The 16,850-nt window shown below is 58.9% G+C and carries 11 protein-coding genes; 7 read left to right on the forward strand and 4 right to left on the reverse strand.

All coding sequences use genetic code 11. The annotated features are described in order from the left end of the window. The first annotated feature begins 866 nt into the window (after positions 1-866). The 3 genes from AXK12_RS05595 to mutM all read left to right on the forward strand — a co-directional run bounded on the left by AXK12_RS05595 (position 867) and on the right by mutM (position 4,172). Positions 867-1,997 (forward strand): LptF/LptG family permease, encoded by a 1,131-nt coding sequence (locus AXK12_RS05595; protein WP_082782683.1) that lies wholly within the window; start codon positions 867-869, stop codon positions 1,995-1,997. Between the two features lie 12 nt (positions 1,998-2,009). Further along, positions 2,010-3,203 carry a DNA polymerase III subunit delta gene (gene holA / locus AXK12_RS05600; protein WP_068712342.1) on the forward strand — a complete coding sequence of 398 codons (1,194 nt, stop codon included), beginning with the start codon at positions 2,010-2,012 and terminating at the stop codon, positions 3,201-3,203. A 144-nt stretch (positions 3,204-3,347) separates the two neighbouring features. Next, entirely contained in the window at positions 3,348-4,172 is an 825-nt protein-coding gene (gene mutM, locus AXK12_RS05605) for a bifunctional DNA-formamidopyrimidine glycosylase/DNA-(apurinic or apyrimidinic site) lyase (protein WP_068712344.1), read from the forward strand. A gap of 373 nt (positions 4,173-4,545) precedes the next feature. Here the strand turns inward: mutM and AXK12_RS05610 are convergent, their stop codons facing one another. Continuing rightward, positions 4,546-5,943, reverse strand: a complete 1,398-nt coding sequence (locus AXK12_RS05610; RefSeq protein ID WP_068712346.1) for an ABC transporter substrate-binding protein — start codon at positions 5,941-5,943, stop codon at positions 4,546-4,548. A gap of 219 nt (positions 5,944-6,162) precedes the next feature. Between AXK12_RS05610 and purB the strand changes: the two genes are divergently transcribed. From purB to AXK12_RS05625, 3 genes are all read left to right on the forward strand, one after another. Then, the gene (purB, locus tag AXK12_RS05615) at positions 6,163-7,620 is read left to right on the forward strand and encodes an adenylosuccinate lyase (protein ID WP_082782684.1); all 1,458 of its coding nucleotides are present in this window, start codon (positions 6,163-6,165) and stop codon (positions 7,618-7,620) included. A gap of 618 nt (positions 7,621-8,238) precedes the next feature. Continuing rightward, complete coding sequence (locus AXK12_RS05620) at positions 8,239-9,498, forward strand: 6-phosphofructokinase (RefSeq protein WP_068712420.1); 1,260 nt, start codon at positions 8,239-8,241, stop codon at positions 9,496-9,498. Positions 9,499-9,658: 160 nt separating this feature from the next. Beyond that, positions 9,659-11,119 (forward strand): hypothetical protein, encoded by a 1,461-nt coding sequence (locus tag AXK12_RS05625; protein WP_068712350.1) that lies wholly within the window; start codon positions 9,659-9,661, stop codon positions 11,117-11,119. 62 nt (positions 11,120-11,181) lie between these two features. Here the strand turns inward: AXK12_RS05625 and AXK12_RS05630 are convergent, their stop codons facing one another. After that, positions 11,182-12,579 (reverse strand): MFS transporter, encoded by a 1,398-nt coding sequence (locus AXK12_RS05630; protein ID WP_231863556.1) that lies wholly within the window; start codon positions 12,577-12,579, stop codon positions 11,182-11,184. Between the two features lie 572 nt (positions 12,580-13,151). Between AXK12_RS05630 and AXK12_RS05635 the strand changes: the two genes are divergently transcribed. After that, on the forward strand, positions 13,152-14,681 hold the full coding sequence (locus AXK12_RS05635; RefSeq protein WP_068712354.1) for a TolC family protein: 1,530 nt from the start codon (positions 13,152-13,154) through the stop codon (positions 14,679-14,681). 384 nt (positions 14,682-15,065) lie between these two features. Here AXK12_RS05635 and miaA read toward each other — a convergent pair whose 3' ends face one another. Then, complete coding sequence (gene miaA / locus AXK12_RS05640; protein WP_068712356.1) at positions 15,066-15,977, reverse strand: tRNA (adenosine(37)-N6)-dimethylallyltransferase MiaA; 912 nt, start codon at positions 15,975-15,977, stop codon at positions 15,066-15,068. Positions 15,978-16,022: 45 nt separating this feature from the next. Beyond that, a complete protein-coding gene (gene trpA, locus AXK12_RS05645) occupies positions 16,023-16,850 on the reverse strand; it encodes a tryptophan synthase subunit alpha (RefSeq protein ID WP_068712358.1) in 828 nt (275 codons plus the stop codon).

Genomic DNA, 16,850 nt, shown 5'->3' on the forward strand with positions numbered 1-16,850 from the left:
GGGGGGGGGGGGGGGGGGGGGTAGAAAATAGTATATTCGAGTTAAAGAGCGCTACATATAAAAAACCAAGAAGGCGGAAGTTTCTCATCGTGTGACGATGAAATCCCGTCCTTACTCACTACGCATACACAAAGCCGCTGCGTAGCACTTTACAACGAGTAAGAAATCAACGAGTAAGCAGTCCCGCCAGCGTTCTTAGCGGCTAAAATACAAGTCCACCAGAAATACCACTAGAGCGATGAGAATACAGAGGTTGGTGGAGCGGAAAAATTGCATGCCGCGATCTAAAACGGCTCCCTTTGGGCGAAACTGCCAAAAAGCACTACGCAGGCTCCGCGCTAAAATAAGTAGATTTTCCTAAAATCTGCTCCCGTTTCCAACATGGCCGCGCTAACACGCTTTTTCCCACTACGCGTGGGGCGGCAGCGTGTCGCTGCACCCATTTACAGAGCCGCTTGGTTGCCGTGCATTCGCACAGCAGCCAAGCGGCTCTGTAAAAAGGAACCCAAGCTTTGGGACGTGGATTTGTCCGTGACTCTTCCCGTTTCGGAAAACCGGAGGGCTCTCCCCATTTCCCTCACCCCTTCCCTGTCGCAACGCGACAGGGGGAGTGCTTTCAAATTTGGGATTTCGCTTTCGCGCGATAGCGCGATGCGAAATCCCAAATTGAACGGGTGCAGGCACAGCCTGCCGCCCCACGCGTAGTGGGAAAAAGCATGTTAGCGCGGCCACGTTTGAAACGGGAGCAGTCCTCGCCCCTTTTTCGAGACTGCTCGACATGCGCCCCCGTAATGCAGACAGATGTCAGCCCGCAAATTTGACGGGCCCGCCAACGAGGGCCCGCCCGCTAGAACCAGTCTTCGACTGTGAACTTACTCGATCGTTACCTCTTTCGCCATGTGCTCGGTGCCTGCCTCGCGGCGGTGGGGCTTTTCGGGTTCGTGCTACTGCTCGGGAATGCGATTCGCGACCTCCTCGGCGGCGTGCTCGCGGGCCAACTCCCTGCACTCGTCTTCCTGAAACTGCTCGTGCTGCTCGTGCCCTACGTGGCGGCCTACGCGCTGCCGATGGGCATTCTCACGGGGGTGCTCCTCACGCTCGGGCGACTCTCGGCGGACAGCGAGATCACCGCGATGCGCGCGGCGGGCATCAGCGTCTGGCGGCTTTCCCGCGCGATTTTCGCCCTCGGGCTCCTCGGCTCAGGTTTAGGGCTTTACCTCAACTTCGAGGCAATGCCGCGCGCCCGCACCCGCTACCAGCACGAGCTCGCCGAAACCGTCCGCGCCAATCCGCTGCGCTTCATCATCCCGCGCACCTTTATCCGCGATTTCCCGGGCTTCGTGGTCTACGTCGGCGAAAAAGAGGGGGCGCAACTTCGCGACTTCTGGCTCTGGGAGCTCGACGCCCAACAACGCGTCCACCGCATCGTCCACGCGGAAAACGGCCAGTTCGATTTCGACGAGGAGGGCAACGCACTGCTCCTCAGCCTACACCACGTGCAAGTCGAGTCGCGCGACCGCGCCAACCCCGAAGACTTTTCCAAGCCGCCGCTCGTCGGCACCTTCGAGCGCACCGAGCAAGTGCGCCTGCCGCTGGACTCGATTTTTGCACGCCGCAGCGTCCGCCAAAAGCTCAAGTGGCTAAGCTACTCAGAGCTGCGCCGCCGCGCCGCCGAAATCTCACAGAACGCCACACCTGAAGGCCTGCGACAAAAAATGGAGCTACGGCTCGTTATCCAAGAAAAGCAGCAAAACGCGCTGGCCATCCTCTCCTTTGCCCTAATCGGGATTCCGCTCGGCATCCGCATCTCGCGCCGCGAGACCTCCGCCAATCTCGGCATCGCCGTCGCTCTCTCGCTCGGCTACTACTTCCTCACCGTGGCGATTAACTGGCTAGACCGCAGCCCCGAGCTCCGCCCCGACCTACTCCTCTGGTTGCCCAACTTACTCTGCCTCGGGCTCGCCGCCCTACTTTTTCGCCGCATCGGCCAAAACTAAGTTTTCCTAAAAATGGCTTCGGAAAAACCCTTCACCTTTATCTGCGGCAGTGACGACTTTTTGGTTGACCGCCTAGGCAAGGAGCGCTTCGCCGCAATGGTCGGCGACTCACAAGACGAGTTTGCTAGGGAGGTTTTGAGCGGCTTTGCCAACAACGTAGACGAAGTGCGCGCGAGCATCTATCGGCTGCGCGACAGCGTGCAAACAGTCTCAATGTTTGGCGGAGGAGAGCGGCGTGTCGTGTGGCTTAAGGACGTCAACTTCCTCGCCGACTCCGTGACAGGCCGCGCCGACTCGACCCTCGCGCTGCTCGACGAGTTTAGGGAAATCCTCGCCGCGATTAACCCGCAGGAAACCGCGCTGCTCATCACCGCCGCCCCCGTCGACCGCCGCCGCGCCTTCCCCAAGTGGTGCGAAAAGACCGCCCATTTCACCCTAATCGACGACAAGGAAGACGGCGGCGAAGCGGCCCTGCTCGGTGTCATCCGCAGCGAAGCCGCCGCCCTCGGCGTAAGCATCACGCCCGATGCCAGCGCGCTGCTCCTCGCACGCATCGGCAGCAACACGCGGCTAATCGTCGAAGAGCTGCACAAGCTCGCAAACTTCGTCGAAGCGGGCAGCGATAGCGACGACGAGACTGCCGAAAGTCATGCCTCCGGCCAAAACGCCCACACGGGTTCCGCCAACACGGTGACGATTGAGGAAGCGCACGTCGCCGAACTCACGCCCAACGTCGCCGAGGGCGAGTTTTTCGAGACGGCGGAGGCGTTTTTTAGCGGCGACTTGCAATGGACGCTTGCTGCGCTGCGCCGGCATTTCTTCGCGGGCGGCGACGCACGGCCCATTCTCGCCGCACTCCAAAATCGCAATCGCCTGCTAATCCAGATCCGCACCCTGATCGACGCGGGCGACGCGCAGCTCGGGCAGCGCGGACTAGAAGGACTCCCCGCTGCCAAGAGCCGCTACGCCGCGAAGTTTATCGGCGCGAGCGAGAAGAACTCCTTCAATCTCTTCTCCCAGCACCCTTTTTACGTCGGCAAGCTCGCGAGCGCGGGAAGCGGCCCCGGACGCGCAGGAGGGCTCCCGAGCTTGCGCCGCCTAATCGATAATCAGCAGGAATTCATCACCGCCTTCGAGGAGACGATCAGCCGCCCTCGCGAGCAGGAACAGGTGCTGGGCGAGATGGTCACCCGCTGCTGCGTGTAGCCGAGCACGCTCACGCGACGCCTTACTCACAGTAGCCGCCCTCTTCGCTGCTGACGCAGGGGCGGCCGACTCAGGACTTCGAGCAAGCGGCGAGCGCACGCGCTCCGGCTTGTGTGCCGACGGGAGTCCGCCCTAAGTGCCCGCATGCCCGAGTTACCCGAGGTCGAGACCACCCGACGCGGTATTGCGCCGTTTATGAGCGGCCACGTATTGCGCCAACTCATCGTGCATGAGTCGCGCATGCGCTGGCCGATCGCAGCAGATTTACCCGGGCGGGTGAGTGGGCAGGTGCTGCGACGCTGCGACCGGCGAGGCAAATACCTGCTGCTGCATTTTGATCACGGTTGCCTGCTGGTCCATTTGGGCATGTCCGGCTCTTTGCGTCGTGTGTCACTCTCCGAGCCACGACGTAAACACGACCATGTGGAGTGGTGCTTTGATGAGAGCCGTTTCTTACTGCACGACCCGCGCCGCTTTGGGGCGCTGCTCTGGCACGATGCCCAACAAGGGCCGGTCGAGACCCACCCGCTGCTGGCACACTTGGGAGTCGAGCCACTAGGCGAAGCGTTTACGGCGTCGCATTTGCAGCGCGGGATTCGCGGCAAACAGCAGGCGATAAAGCTGGCCCTGCTGGGCGGGCAAATCGTGGTCGGCGTGGGTAATATCTATGCCTGCGAATCGCTGTTTCGCGCAGGCATCCACCCACTGACACCCGCCGGACGGCTATCGACACGGCGAGTAGAGCGGCTGCACGCAGCGATACAGGCGGTGTTGGAAAACGCGCTAGACTCCGGCGGAAGCACACTACGCGACTACGTCAATGCCTCCGGTCAACCCGGTGCCTACTTTGACGCTCACGCGAAAGTATACGACCGCGCAGGCCAGCCCTGCCACACTTGCCAAACCCCGATTAGGCGAATCGTGCAGGCCCAACGTGCGACTTATTACTGCCCAAAGTGCCAGCGTTGAGGACGGGAGTTCCACTGCGCGTGGGGCGGCAGCGTGTCGCTGCACCCGTTCAATTTGGGAATTGGCCTCGTCGCTTCGCGACGAAACCAATTCCCAAATTTGAAAGCACTCCCCCTGTCGCGTTGCGACAGGGAGTAGGAAGTAGAGTGATAACCCGTTTGGGCGAGGTGGGAAAAATCACTAATAAGCTCCCGCCTCCAAGTTTGTGGTCCTTTCTACAGAGCCGCTTGGCTGCTGTGCGAATGCACGGCAATCAAGCGGCTCTGTAAATGGGTGCAGCGATGGACGGCGGGCCAACGAGCCCGCCGCCAAATAAAACAGCCTGCGGCTGCGCACCACGCGCAGTGGAAGCTCAGAGAGAGGGCTGGGAGGCTCATTCCTCTTCCAGAAACACGTTTCGAGAGATGAGTTTTTCGAGCCGGTCTTGGTAGTAGTGGAGCAGGCGCAGGGCTTCGGGTTTGAGCACTTCCGGGTCGTAGCAATCGTGTTTCTCCGCGTAGCTGCGCAGGCCCATCGCCACGTTAGAGAGGTAAGCGTAGGCGATATTGGTGTAGGGCGAGGAGGGCCGCAGTGGCACATGCGGGGCTTGCTCGATAAAGAGCGTGCCTACGCGTTGGCCGCTGACGAAGGGATCGGGCGCGTGGTAAAAGGGCTCATCCCACAGCGTTTTTACCGGCGAGAGGATCATCGTTTTTTCCCAAGTCTGCTCGGCAATTTCGGCAGAGGTGTAGAGTGCCTTGGCCATCTCCCAGCACTCCTCAATGTGCGCACTGCGTTTGTTTATGCCAATCATTGAGCCGCCGCGCGTGCTGGTGCGCCGCCCACCGCGCTCAAATGCCGGCAAGGGCATCAGCTTTATTTTACCGGCGAGTTGCGGGTTCTCGATTTTCCACAACCCGAGCAGCCAGTCCGGCACCATTGAGCCGACGACGAGTCCGTCGAGGATTTGCTTGTGTCCGGCAGCGGTGAACCAAGCCACATCGAAGCTCACGCGCTCCGGCCCCGTAAGCCACGGCGTGATACGCGCGAGCGTCTCGGCGTTGCGCTCGTTGGCGAAAATGGGGCGGTCCTGCGCATCGAAGATCTCCCCGTCGTTTTGGAGGACGAGCATCGAGATGATGTCCTCACGCATATCGGAAAGGTTAAGCAAATAGCGGTCGGGCCGGCCATCGCCGTCACGGTCGGCCATCAACGGGCGCATCACCCTAAAATAATCGTCCCAAGTCTCGATTTGCGAAATCTGTGCATCGGTAATTCCAGCCGCCTCAACGAGGTCGGCGCGGTAGGCGAGCAGCACCGGATGCACATCGTGCGGGAGCCCAAAATGCCGTCCCCGCGAGATTTGTTGGGAAAACGACGGCTCGTTTATCTGCTCGTAAAGCCCCTCGGCGTGAAGCCGCTCGGTGATGTCCAAAAAACCGATCTGATCGACTGGCCCCAGAAACGCTTTGGGGAAGACGCCCTCATGCATTTCGAGAAGATCGGCCATCGGCGTCCCCGAGAGAAAACCCGCGAGCATCCGCTGCTCCAGCGAGCGGTCGTGGAGGAGCGTCATCGCAAAGGGGCCCTCGGAGTGGGAGCCGTTCCACTCGGCAATCTTTTCCACGTAGGAATCGCGCTGCTGCCTAGCCACTACCCAAAACTGAATCCCTCGCGGCTCGCTGGCCGGAATGAGGGTGACGGCTACCGTCGTTATCAGCGCGAGCGCGAAAATGACGAGGGCACCCGGCGAGAAAAACCGCTCTGTCAGGGAACGTAAGAAATTGCGCATAAAGAGGGGAATGGGGCGTCACAAACAGCAGCGAAACCGCCGCCCTACTCGCCACAAAAAACAAAGTAGTGATTTTACGAATACCCTACAAAGAACGGCGTACGCCTCCCGGTGAGCGGAAGCCGCCGATAAACGAAGGGCAGACATTCGCCCAATAGCTGAGCGTTTTTCCTTGTTTGGTGGCGATTCGCACGGCGTCTTGGCCCAATCTCTTCCGCCGTGAACGCCGCCCACACTCCTACTCCCGCGCCCTCACCCATCACCCACGTTCTCGCCGAGCGTTACGCCTCGCCCACTATGAAGGCCCTATGGTCGCCCACGGGCCGCATCGCCCTAGAGCGCGATTTCTGGATCGCCGTCATGAAGGCGCAGCGCGAGCTCGGGCTAGCGATTCCCGCCGCCGCGATTGCCGACTACGAACGCGTAAAATCGCAAATCGACCTCGACTCCATAGACGCCCGCGAACGACTCACGCTCCACGACGTAAAGGCGCGGATTGAGGAGTTTTCTGGTCTCGCGGGACGCGAGTTCATCCACCTCGGGCTCACCAGCCGCGACCTCACCGAAAACGTCGAGCAACTCCAAGTCCTGCGCGCGCTGCGCCTCGTCCAATTCAAGGCCGCTGCCGCACTCTCGCGGCTCGCCGCGCAAGCCGCCACCCACCGCGACCAACTGCTCACAGGCCGCACGCACAACGTCCCCGCCCAGCCCACCACACTCGGCAAGCGCTTTGCCATGTTTGGCGAAGAGCTCCTCAGTGCCTTTACCCGCTTGGGCGAATTGCTCGGACGCTACCCGGTGCGCGGGCTAAAAGGCGCAGTCGGCACGCAGCTCGACCAACTCACGCTCTTCGGCGGCGATTTTAAGAAAACGCAAAAACTCGAACAACGCATTCTCAAACACCTCGGGTTTAAGGCCGCGCTCAGCGCAGTTGGCCAAGTCTACCCGCGCAGCCTCGACTTTGAGGTGGTCACCGCGCTCCACCAGATCGCCGCCGCCGCCGCCAGCTTTGCCACCACGCTCCGACTCATGGCCGGGCAAGGGCTGCTCAGCGAAGGCTTCCAAAAAGGCCAAGTTGGCTCGTCGGCCATGCCGCACAAAATGAACGCACGCAACTGCGAGCGTATCTGTGGCTTCACTACGATCCTCAGCGGCTACGTCACCATGTGCGCCGGGCTCGCCGGACACCAATGGAACGAGGGCGATGTGTCTTGCTCGGTCGTCCGCCGCGTCGCCCTGCCCGATGCCTTCTACGCCATCGATGGGCTCCTTGAAACCTGGCTCAACGTGCTTGGGCAAATGACCGTCTTTCCCGCCGCAATCGCCGCCGAAAACGCACGCCAACTCCCCTTTCTCGCCACCACGACTATTCTTATGGAAGCCGTGAAAGCCGGGGCCGGACGCGAAACCGCGCACGAAGCGATTAAGGAGCACGCCCTCGCCGCTGCGCGCGCCCTGCGCGAAGGCGACACTGCGAGCGCCCCCGACCTCGTCGAGCGGCTCGCGGGCGATGCCCGACTCGGGCTGAGCGAGACTGCGTTGCGAAAAATCTTGGCAGAGGCGCACCGCTTCGTCGGAGCCGCGCCCGCCCAAGTCGACCACTTCGTCGCCACCTCACGCGCCCTCGCCAAAGCCCACAAAGGCGCAGCCCGCTACGCCCCCATGAAACTGCTCTAGCGCTGAGCCATGCCGCCTCTGGCCTTGCTAGCGGGATAACGCTTCCCACTGCGCGTGGGGCGGCAGCGTGTCGCTGCACCCGTTTAATTTGGGAATTGGCTCCGTCGCTTCGCGACGAAACCAATTCCCAAATTTGAAATCCCTTCCCTTGTCGCGTTGCGACAAGTAAGGGGGAAGTAGAGAGATAACCCGTTTGGGCGAGGTGGGAAAAATCACCAGTAAACTTCCGCCTCCAAGTTTGGGCTCCTTTCTACCGACCGCTTGGCCGCCGTGCTCATGCACGGCAGCCAAGCGGTCGGTAAATGGGTGCAGCGACACGCTGCCGCTCCACGCGCAGTGGAGGTCTGTGACCTCTGACATCGACTGGCATGGGGATAGGGAGGGCGCATATAGAGTCATAAAAATGCGCATATCCTCCCCTAGTAATCTCTCCCATCAGTGGGCCTGTTTTACGCAGTCTCTTGGGGGAAAACTTCGCGGAACATCATGCCCAAAGTCTCGCGTCACTTTCGTGCACAACGCAGCAAACCACGCTCATTAATTAAGTTTGCCAGTGTCGCTCGCCGCTCCACACGCTCGGCCCTCAATTTTCCAGAACTACCCATACTTACCACCATCATGTCTGAACTCGTAGGAAACGTCCTAGTCGGCCAGTCCGGCGGCCCCACCTCTGTCATCAACGCCAGCGTCGCCGGTGTGATTGCCGAAGCACTCAACCACGAGTGCATCGACGAAATTTACGGCACCCTAAACGGCGTGCTCGGCCTCCTAAACGAAGACTTCATCGACCTCGCCGCCGAGTCCCAGCAGCAAATCCGCGCCCTGCGCCACACCCCCGGGGCGGCCCTCGGCACCTGCCGCTACAAACTCAAAAAGCAGCAAGACTTCGAGCGCGTCCTCGAAGTGTTCAAGGCACACAACATCCGCTACTTCTTCTACATCGGTGGCAACGACTCGCAAGACACCGCCGATAAGATTTCCAAACTCGCACAAGCCCAGGGCTACGAACTGCGCGTCATCGGCGTGCCCAAGACCATCGATAACGACCTCCCCGTCACCGACCACTGCCCCGGCTACGGCAGCGTCATCAAATACCTCGCGACCACCGTCCGCGAAGTCGCCTGCGACAGCCAAGCGATGGGCCAAGGCGACCTCGTCTCCATTATCGAAGTCATGGGCCGCTCCGCAGGCTGGATCGCCGCCGGCGCCGCACTAGCCAAACGCCGCGACCACCCACACGACCCGCCGCACCTCATTCTCCTGCCCGAAGTCCCCTTTAACCAAGAAAAGGTGCTGGCCGACGTCGCTAAAGTCCTCAAACGCGAGAAATTCTGCTCTATCGTCGTCGCCGAAGGCCTCGTCGATTCCGATGGCAACTACATCGCCGCCTCCACCGCAACCGACGCCTTCGGCCACGCCCAGCTCGGCGGTGCAGGCGACGCCCTCGCCTCCATTATCGAAGGCAAACTCCCCGGCGTGAAAGTCCGCGTCGCCAAACCCGGCCTCGTCCAACGCGCCGCCGCCCACGCCGCGTCCAAAACGGACGCCGACGAAGCCTACCTCGCAGGTCAAGCCGCTGTCATCGCTGCCATCAACGGCGAGACCGACAAAATGGTCACCCTCGTCCGCGGTCAGACCGAAGCCTACAGTTGCGAAACCGGCCTCGCCCCTCTCAGCGACATCGCCAACGGCGTAAAACTCCTCCCCCCCGAGTGGATCAATGAAGACGGCGTCAGCATGAACTTCCAATTCGCCCGCTACGCCCAACCGCTAATCCAAGGCGAAGTCGCCGTACCGCACGAAAACGGCCTGCCGACCTACGCCCAACTCCAAAAAACCAAAGTCGAAAAACGTCTCCCCACCTACGAAATCGTGTAAGTGAGTGTGATCTAGTTGCGCAGCAGTGCATACCGCACACACGGTGCACCATAAAGAAGCCTCGTTTTGAAACGAGGCTTCTTTCGTAGTTAAGCCCCATAAGCCAACAATCCCGCCTGATTTTACTCGGAAAGAAGTCGAAGTTAATCCTCCCCTATAGATGAATAAAAAAAAGCTAAAACTAGGCTACCTCCTAATAAGCGCGATCTTCTTTACCTATGTGCTGATCAGAGCAATTAACGTAGGAGTGACACACGATGAGGCAGCCACGATTGAGATCAGCAACTATTCCTTCCTTAGAGTCCTCTTCACTATTGTCATCGCTAATAATCATATTCCATATACAATTCTAATAAAATTGTTATTCCTGACAGGAAACGACTCCTTATTCATCGCCAGACTACCCAGCCTGCTTTCTTTTATCCCATACCTATACTTTGGCTATAAAATAACATCTAAGAACCTATCTGGCATTATAGGCTTAGGCTGCTTCTTCCTCCTATCTAGTAATCCATTCCTGCTTGAGTTTTTCTCCCTAGCAAGAGGCTACGGACTATCTTTATCTTTCATGCTTGGAGCACTTTATTTTGCTTCAGAAAATGTAAAGACATTTTCCCCGTCAACCCTTTCTAAGAGCCTTATTCTTGGAGCCCTCTCGGTATGGGCGGTCTTCTCGATGATTTACTTTTTCTCGGCCTTGATACTAATACTAAATCTATCGACCTATTTAAAGAAAAACAAGGAACTTCTCAGAATATCACTCAAACAAAGTGCGTTTATTGGATTATCCACCCTACTCCTTATAGGAATGCCCCTATCAAGGTTAATAATTTACGGCGAACTGTATTATGGAGGAACTGACAGTTTCTATAGCGACACCCTAGTTACTTTGACACAACATTCTTTATCGAAAAACTACAGGCAAGAAACCGCTCCCGAAGTCTACATTATACTAAATACACTCATAGTAGTCTTAATAGGCTGCATATTAATATCCTACCTCCGCTCTAGAAAAAAACATACTCACCACTCAGAAAATTTCTTCATAGCAATAACAGCCCTAATCATTTTACTGATTACGTCTGCCCATTATCTAGCCGGAATTAAATACCCCATAGATCGAGTAGCCCTATTCTTCTATCCCCTATTCATCTTCTGTCTATTTTATTCCTTAAGAAATATCAATAAGTACGTAAGGACAATTATTTCCCTACTGGTAGTATTGGGATTTTCGCTTAACTTAATAATAAACCACAATACTTATAAAACCACTACATGGGATTTCGATGCACACAACGAAGAAATATTAAAGGCCATAAACAAAATTGGAGAGTCAAACAACAAACTAGTAACGCTTCAAGCCGAGTACGCATTCATACCGCCCTTAAATTTTTACATTAATAGAAATAGCTACCCATTTGTCGAAATCGTAAGAGAAACCGATAGTGGTTATATCAACCCCGTGGCCGACTATCTTCTACTCTGGTCCGAGCCCGGAGCGGGAACATTGGCATTACTAAATGCAGCAGGTGTAGACCCTTCCGACATATACGATAACGATATTTTAATCGAATATCCAGAGGAGCAAATAGTGGTCTTTGACCTTATTAAAAGCAAATAGAATGCCCCAGCTCCGGACCTTATTTTCTTCAGTACTCTACCTAAGAGTCGCGTTAAGCGGGGCTAGCCACGGCGGCGGCGCCCCACTTTTCGGTAGAAAACTTGGTTTACGAGAAAGGATAGGCCAAAGAGCGCCGTCACTGTGCGCACGTTGCGCATTGCCCCAACAACCTCGCCCACCCGGGCCGCATTCTCCTCGCGCACACGCCGCAAAATCAGTATTCCGAAAATACTTGCAATAGGGCTTACCGCAAAGGCCATCCGATAAATCGCAAGCGCATCAAAACCATAATCCTTCGCCCAAGTAATCAAATAGCCGCCGAGCGGGGGAGCAGCCGCCGCTGCAAGCGACGAGAGAGAAATAAAAAGTGCCACACCGAGGGTACGTGCACTTGGTGGCATCAACTTAAGCATCAACGCAAAAAGCCCCACCCCATAGCCCGCGCTAAACATTCCGGCCGCTGCCGCCACTAGATACAGCAACCATAGATTCGTCTGATCGATCACGCACCAGATAAGGCTAAAAAGCTGCCCAAGCCCCAGCGTGACAATCATCACCGGGATATTCCCATAGCGATCCAATAAACGGCCCCACGCGGGGAAAGACGCCGCCGCTCCTACCGGTATGAAAAGTAAAATCCAGTTGGCCCGCGCTACGCTAAGCCCCAACTCCTCATACATAAAAATCGGATAAAAGGGGCCGAACAGGTTGACGAAAAATGCCATTAACGCTCCGAAGCCGATGAAGCGCATTAGCCCTTTATCGGCCCACAAAACCTGCAACTGCTCCGCCCATCCTAGGCGTGACTGAGCCCCAAGCCCAGGACTCGCCACGCCCACGGTTGCCTCGCCCGGCGTCGCCATCCGCTGCATGGCGAAAATCGACAAAACTCGCACGCCGAGTGCCAACCCGAAGAGCAACATGTAAGCGCCCAGTGAGCCCTGTAGCAGCGCAGTGAGCCCCGAAACTGAGAGTAAAAATACTATCATCGACACCTGAAGCACCTGATTACGCATACCAAAATACTTCCCCCGAAGACGCTGCGGCACCACGTCCTGCATCCAAGCATTCCAAGTCACTCCATTTACCGCGCCGGCAAAGGAAATGATGCTAAACCCGACAAAGAAAACGCCCAGCGTCAGCGGCGTATCCGCTCTCGGAATGAAGGGCAGTGCTGCGGTTAGCAGTGCCCAACCCGAAAAATGCAGCCAGGCCGTGACGATACACAGCCGCCGCGCGTCCATTTGTTGAGAAAGCCGAGGCGTCACCAATACTTGTAAAAAATTGAACCAAAACGGCAGCGAAATGATCAGCCCGTAATGCGCCGGCGACAGCCCAAACAGCCCGCTAAGTAGCGAAGCCAGCACGACATTTCCCGGCTGGCCGAGCACCGCAATCGGCATCGCGGCGATGCCGTCGAGCGAGCAATAACGCAGATTATGCCGCAATAATGTCGGCATCTTCGGCGACGCATTCTGGGGCACTGCCTCTCCTTGCAGAAGAGGAGCCGGAACGGGGATAGCGGCGGGGGAACTCATGTAGGGCTAAGAGCCCCCCTGCCGATGTCGCCTCTTTTCAAAAAGTCACGCAGGATATTTCCCAAAGCGGAGTTTTATCACAAAATTAGTAATCCTCCCTGCCTTCCAAAGGCCAAGTTAACGCGCCCCCTTCCCCTTCAGCCATTAGGGACTGTTCCCGTTTCAAACGTGGCGGCGACGGAGGCAGATTTTGTGCGCCGCAAGGCACGAGAAGCGAAGTTTGCTCATGCAAATGAGCGACGAGTAACGCAGCGGCGAGCGTACGCAGCACACGTGAGTGGCGAGCCGCGAGCCAGATGCCCCGTCCCTTCGGGCTGCGCCGTAAGCAGCAGCGCGGCTCGCGTTTGAAACGGGAACAGACCCTAGCAAAAACCCGGCGAGCTGATCCGCAGTGTCCCTGCCAACTACAGGCAACTCCCCTCAACGCAAAAGCTGCCCCAAGCTTAAAAGTCCGCTGAAACTCCCGCGGCCAGCTACCGTCTTCCCCGCGTCCTATGCAACGCCTCTTGCCCGCCCCCACTTACCTCAAACGCCTCACTCCTCGCGCTTTCGCACAACTCGCCGCACTCGCGCTCTCCGTCGCTCTTCTGCCACTCTCTCCCGCACAAGCCGCGCTGGCAAAGTCTGCGCCCGGCAGCACCGCTCCCCTCACGCTCCAAGCCTGCATCGAGCGCGCGCTTGATAAAAACTTCGGCCTCGCCATCCAGCGTTTCGACGCGGCCAACGCACTTGAATCGCTCACAATCGCCCGTGCCGACTACGACCCCGCACTCACGCTCACGACGGGGCGCTCTGCCAGCCAAGCCGACAACGCCGACACCAGCCTCGTCGGCACGCGCAACGACAACTTCAGCACCCGACTTGGCGTCTCGCAAAAAATCCCCACCGGCGCGACCCTCTCCCTCTCGCAAAGCCTCAACCGGCGCGGCACGAATAACGCCTTTGCGCTGATGAACCCGGCCTACACCGCTGACCTCTCGCTCAGCGTTTCCCAGCCCTTGCTTCGCGGCGCAGGTAGCCGCGTTGCCCTCGCCTCAATCCGCCGCGCCGAACTCGGCACCGAGATCGCCTCCCTCAACACCACCGCACGCATCCTCCAAGTCGTGCGCGACACCGAAGCCGCCTACTACTCCCTCGTCTACGCCCGCGAGAGCCTGAAAGTTCGCAACCAGAGCCTCGACCTCGCCCAACGCCTCCTCGCCGAAAACACCACCCGCCTCGGCACCGGTGTCGCCACAAACCTCGACGTTCTCCAGGCCGAGGTCGGTGTCGAAAACGCCCGCCGCAGCGTCCTCCTCGCTGAGCAAACCGTGCGCGACGCCGAAGACCGGCTCCTCAACCTCATCGGCCAATTCGAGTTTGATGAAGCTCTCGGCGAAGTCTCGCTGCCGCCGACAGCGACTTTTAGCCCCGACTACGCGATTTCCTACGCGCTCGCCCTCAAACAGCAGCCCGAATACCGCGCCGCCACCGAATCCATTAAACAGCTCCAGATCGACCTCAGCACCGCGCGCCGCAACCGCCTGCCCTCACTCGATCTCAACGCCGCCGGCGGCTACAACACCCGCGACGCCAGCCTCAACCGCGCCTACAACCGCCTGCCCGATGGCGACGGCTACTCGTGGCAACTCGACCTCGCGCTCCGCTTCCCTTGGGGGCTACGCGCCGAGCGCGCCCGCTACAACACTGCGCTCAACACCCTGCGCCGAGAGGAAACCCGCCTTCGCCAAATCGAGCAAAACCTTGCGCTCGACGTCCGCTCCGCCGTCCGCTCCGTCGAGACCAACCTCGCCTCCGTTTCCATTTCGCGCAAAGCGACCGAGTTGAGCACGCGCCAATACGAACTCGAACGCGCCCGCTTCGACGCCGGGCTCTCCACCAGCCGCCGCGTTCTCGAAGCACAAGACGACCTCGAAAGTGCCCGCGTCGCCGAACTCCAAGCCCAAGTCAACCTCCGCACGGCAATGGCCGAACTCAACCGCATCGACGGCACCTCACTCGCGCTTTACAACATCGCGCAGTGAGCCCCGCACTGCGGAGCTGGCGGGAGAGACACAGCAGCTCGGAAACCGCATTCACTGACCGCCACTACGCGTGGGGCGGCAGGCTGTGCCTGCACCCGTTCAATTTGGGATTTCTCATCGCGCTATCGCGCGAAAGCGAAATCCCAAATTTGAAAGCATTCTCCCTGTCGCGTTGCGACAGGGAGAGCAGTAAAAGGGAAAGTAGAGTGATAACCCGTTTGGGCGAGGTGGGAAAAATCACGAATAAATCCACGTCCCAAAGTTTGGGTTCCTTTCTACAGAGCCGCTTGGCTGCCGTGCGAATGCACGGCCACCAAGCGGCTCTGTAAATGGGTGCAGGCACAGCCTGCCGCCCCACGCGTGGTGGAAAAAAGAAAGTATTCCCTAGGGCAGTACATCTACCCACTGCCTCAGGTCCACACGCTCATGCTCGGGCAGCATAGCTCGGAAAAAGGTTTTCTGCTTTTTTACGAGAGCGAGCGTGTTGCGGACGATTTGCGCTTCCAACTCTGCGAGCGGTGCGCGTCCCTCCAGCACCGCGATTGACTCACGGTAGCCAATCGCTCCCGCCGCGCTTGGGTTCTCCTTAATCCCCCGAGTCAAAAGCCCGTGCACTTCATCCAGCAGCCCTGCACGCAACATCGCTGCCACACGCTCGCGAACCCGCCGCGCCAAATCGTCCGGCTCGCGAACGAGCTCAGTTAGCCGCAACTCGTAGTCCGCAAACAACGACGGCTGCGCGGCAAACTCGCGCCGCAGTTCCGCGACCGTCTTTCCCGTCGCCAAGCAACGCTCCAAGGCCCGTGCAACGCGGCGCGGATTCGCCAAGTCGAGCCCGCCCAGCGCCGCCTCGCTCGGGTTGAGCCGCCGCAACTCGGCAACCGCTTCGTCGAGCGAAAGCGCGGCGACCGCCGTCCGAATCTCCTCCGGCACGGCGACCCGATCCACCACTGGCGCAAAAAACGCTTTTAGGTAAAACCCACTCCCCCCCGTCACCAAAATCGGCACTCCAGCCGCCTGCCTCGCGCTCAATTGCTCGACCACCGCTCGCGCCCGATCGCAGTAACGCGCGATATCCATCGGCTCGCTCGGCTCGCAAACGTCGATCAAGTGATGCGGCACACGCGCCCGCTCCTCCGCCGTCGGCTTAGCCGTGCCGATATCCATCCCGCGATAAAACAGCAGCGAATCGCAGGACACGATTTCCGCCCCGTGCGCTTCCGCCCAACGCAGTGCCAACTCGGTCTTCCCCACCGCCGTGCAACCGGTAATAACGTGGATCCGCTTGCGAGACATGAGCCGAGACGCTGGCCAGCCAAAAGCCTGAAGAAGCGGGGCCCGCTACGACCGCACAAGCCCGGGCGAGAGTTCGCGCATCTGCTCGGCGAGTGCCGCGCACACGCGCTCCGTCGAGCCGATATTATCGGCAATCGTCCCTACGAGCAGGCTTCCCACCACGACTCCATCGGCGACTGTGCCGACCACCTGCACATGTTCGCGCTTCGAGATGCCGAAGCCCACGACCACCGGCAACGTAGTCCGCGCCTTGATCTTCGCCACCGCCTCCCCCAGCCCCGCCACGAGCGAGTCGCGCGTCCCCGTGACGCCCTCGCGAGACACATAATAAATGAACCCCGTAGTGCACTCCACGATACGCGTGACACGCTCTGCCGGAGTTGTCGGCGCAACGATAAAAACCGTTTGCAGCCCCTGCTCCTCGCAGGCCGCGCTCAACTCGCCGGCCTCTTCGGGCGGTAAGTCGAGCGTCAACAAGCCATCCACTCCCGCCGCCCGCGCCTCGCGCACGTAGTCGTCGATGCCGTTGGCGAAGACGAGGTTGTAGTAAGTGTAGAGGACAATCGGCAGCTCGCTAAACTCCGCGCGAATCCGGCGCACCAACTCAAAGACTTGCTTACGCCCGATTCCCGCGCGGAGTGCACGCTGCGCGGCGAGCTGATTGGTCACCCCATCAGCCAGCGGGTCAGAAAACGGCACGCCCAGCTCCAGCACATCAACCCCGTTTTCAATCACCGTGCGACACGCCGCGAGCGAGGTTTCGAGGTCGGGATCCCCCGCGCAAAGATAAGCGACAAAGGCAGCGCGGCCCTCCGCTTGGGTGCGGGAAAACGTTTTTTGGATACGAGAAGAAGCGACAACAGCAGCAGCCAT

Source organism: Cephaloticoccus capnophilus (assembly GCF_001580045.1).
Taxonomy (GTDB): Bacteria; Verrucomicrobiota; Verrucomicrobiia; order Opitutales; family Opitutaceae; genus Cephaloticoccus; species Cephaloticoccus capnophilus.

What these genes read in the sequence shown, in the direction of transcription:
- holA (WP_068712342.1), top strand. Translation starts at nt 2,010, where the DNA reads ATGGCTTCGGAAAAACCCTTCACCTTTATCTGCGGCAGTGACGACTTT.
- mutM (WP_068712344.1), top strand. Translation starts at nt 3,348, where the DNA reads ATGCCCGAGTTACCCGAGGTCGAGACCACCCGACGCGGTATTGCGCCG.
- AXK12_RS05610 (WP_068712346.1), bottom strand. Translation starts at nt 5,943, where the DNA reads ATGCGCAATTTCTTACGTTCCCTGACAGAGCGGTTTTTCTCGCCGGGT.
- AXK12_RS05620 (WP_068712420.1), top strand. Translation starts at nt 8,239, where the DNA reads ATGTCTGAACTCGTAGGAAACGTCCTAGTCGGCCAGTCCGGCGGCCCC.
- AXK12_RS05625 (WP_068712350.1), top strand. Translation starts at nt 9,659, where the DNA reads ATGAATAAAAAAAAGCTAAAACTAGGCTACCTCCTAATAAGCGCGATC.
- AXK12_RS05630 (WP_231863556.1), bottom strand. Translation starts at nt 12,579, where the DNA reads ATGCCGACATTATTGCGGCATAATCTGCGTTATTGCTCGCTCGACGGC.
- AXK12_RS05635 (WP_068712354.1), top strand. Translation starts at nt 13,152, where the DNA reads ATGCAACGCCTCTTGCCCGCCCCCACTTACCTCAAACGCCTCACTCCT.
- miaA (WP_068712356.1), bottom strand. Translation starts at nt 15,977, where the DNA reads ATGTCTCGCAAGCGGATCCACGTTATTACCGGTTGCACGGCGGTGGGG.
- trpA (WP_068712358.1), bottom strand. Translation starts at nt 16,850, where the DNA reads ATGGCTGCTGCTGTTGTCGCTTCTTCTCGTATCCAAAAAACGTTTTCC.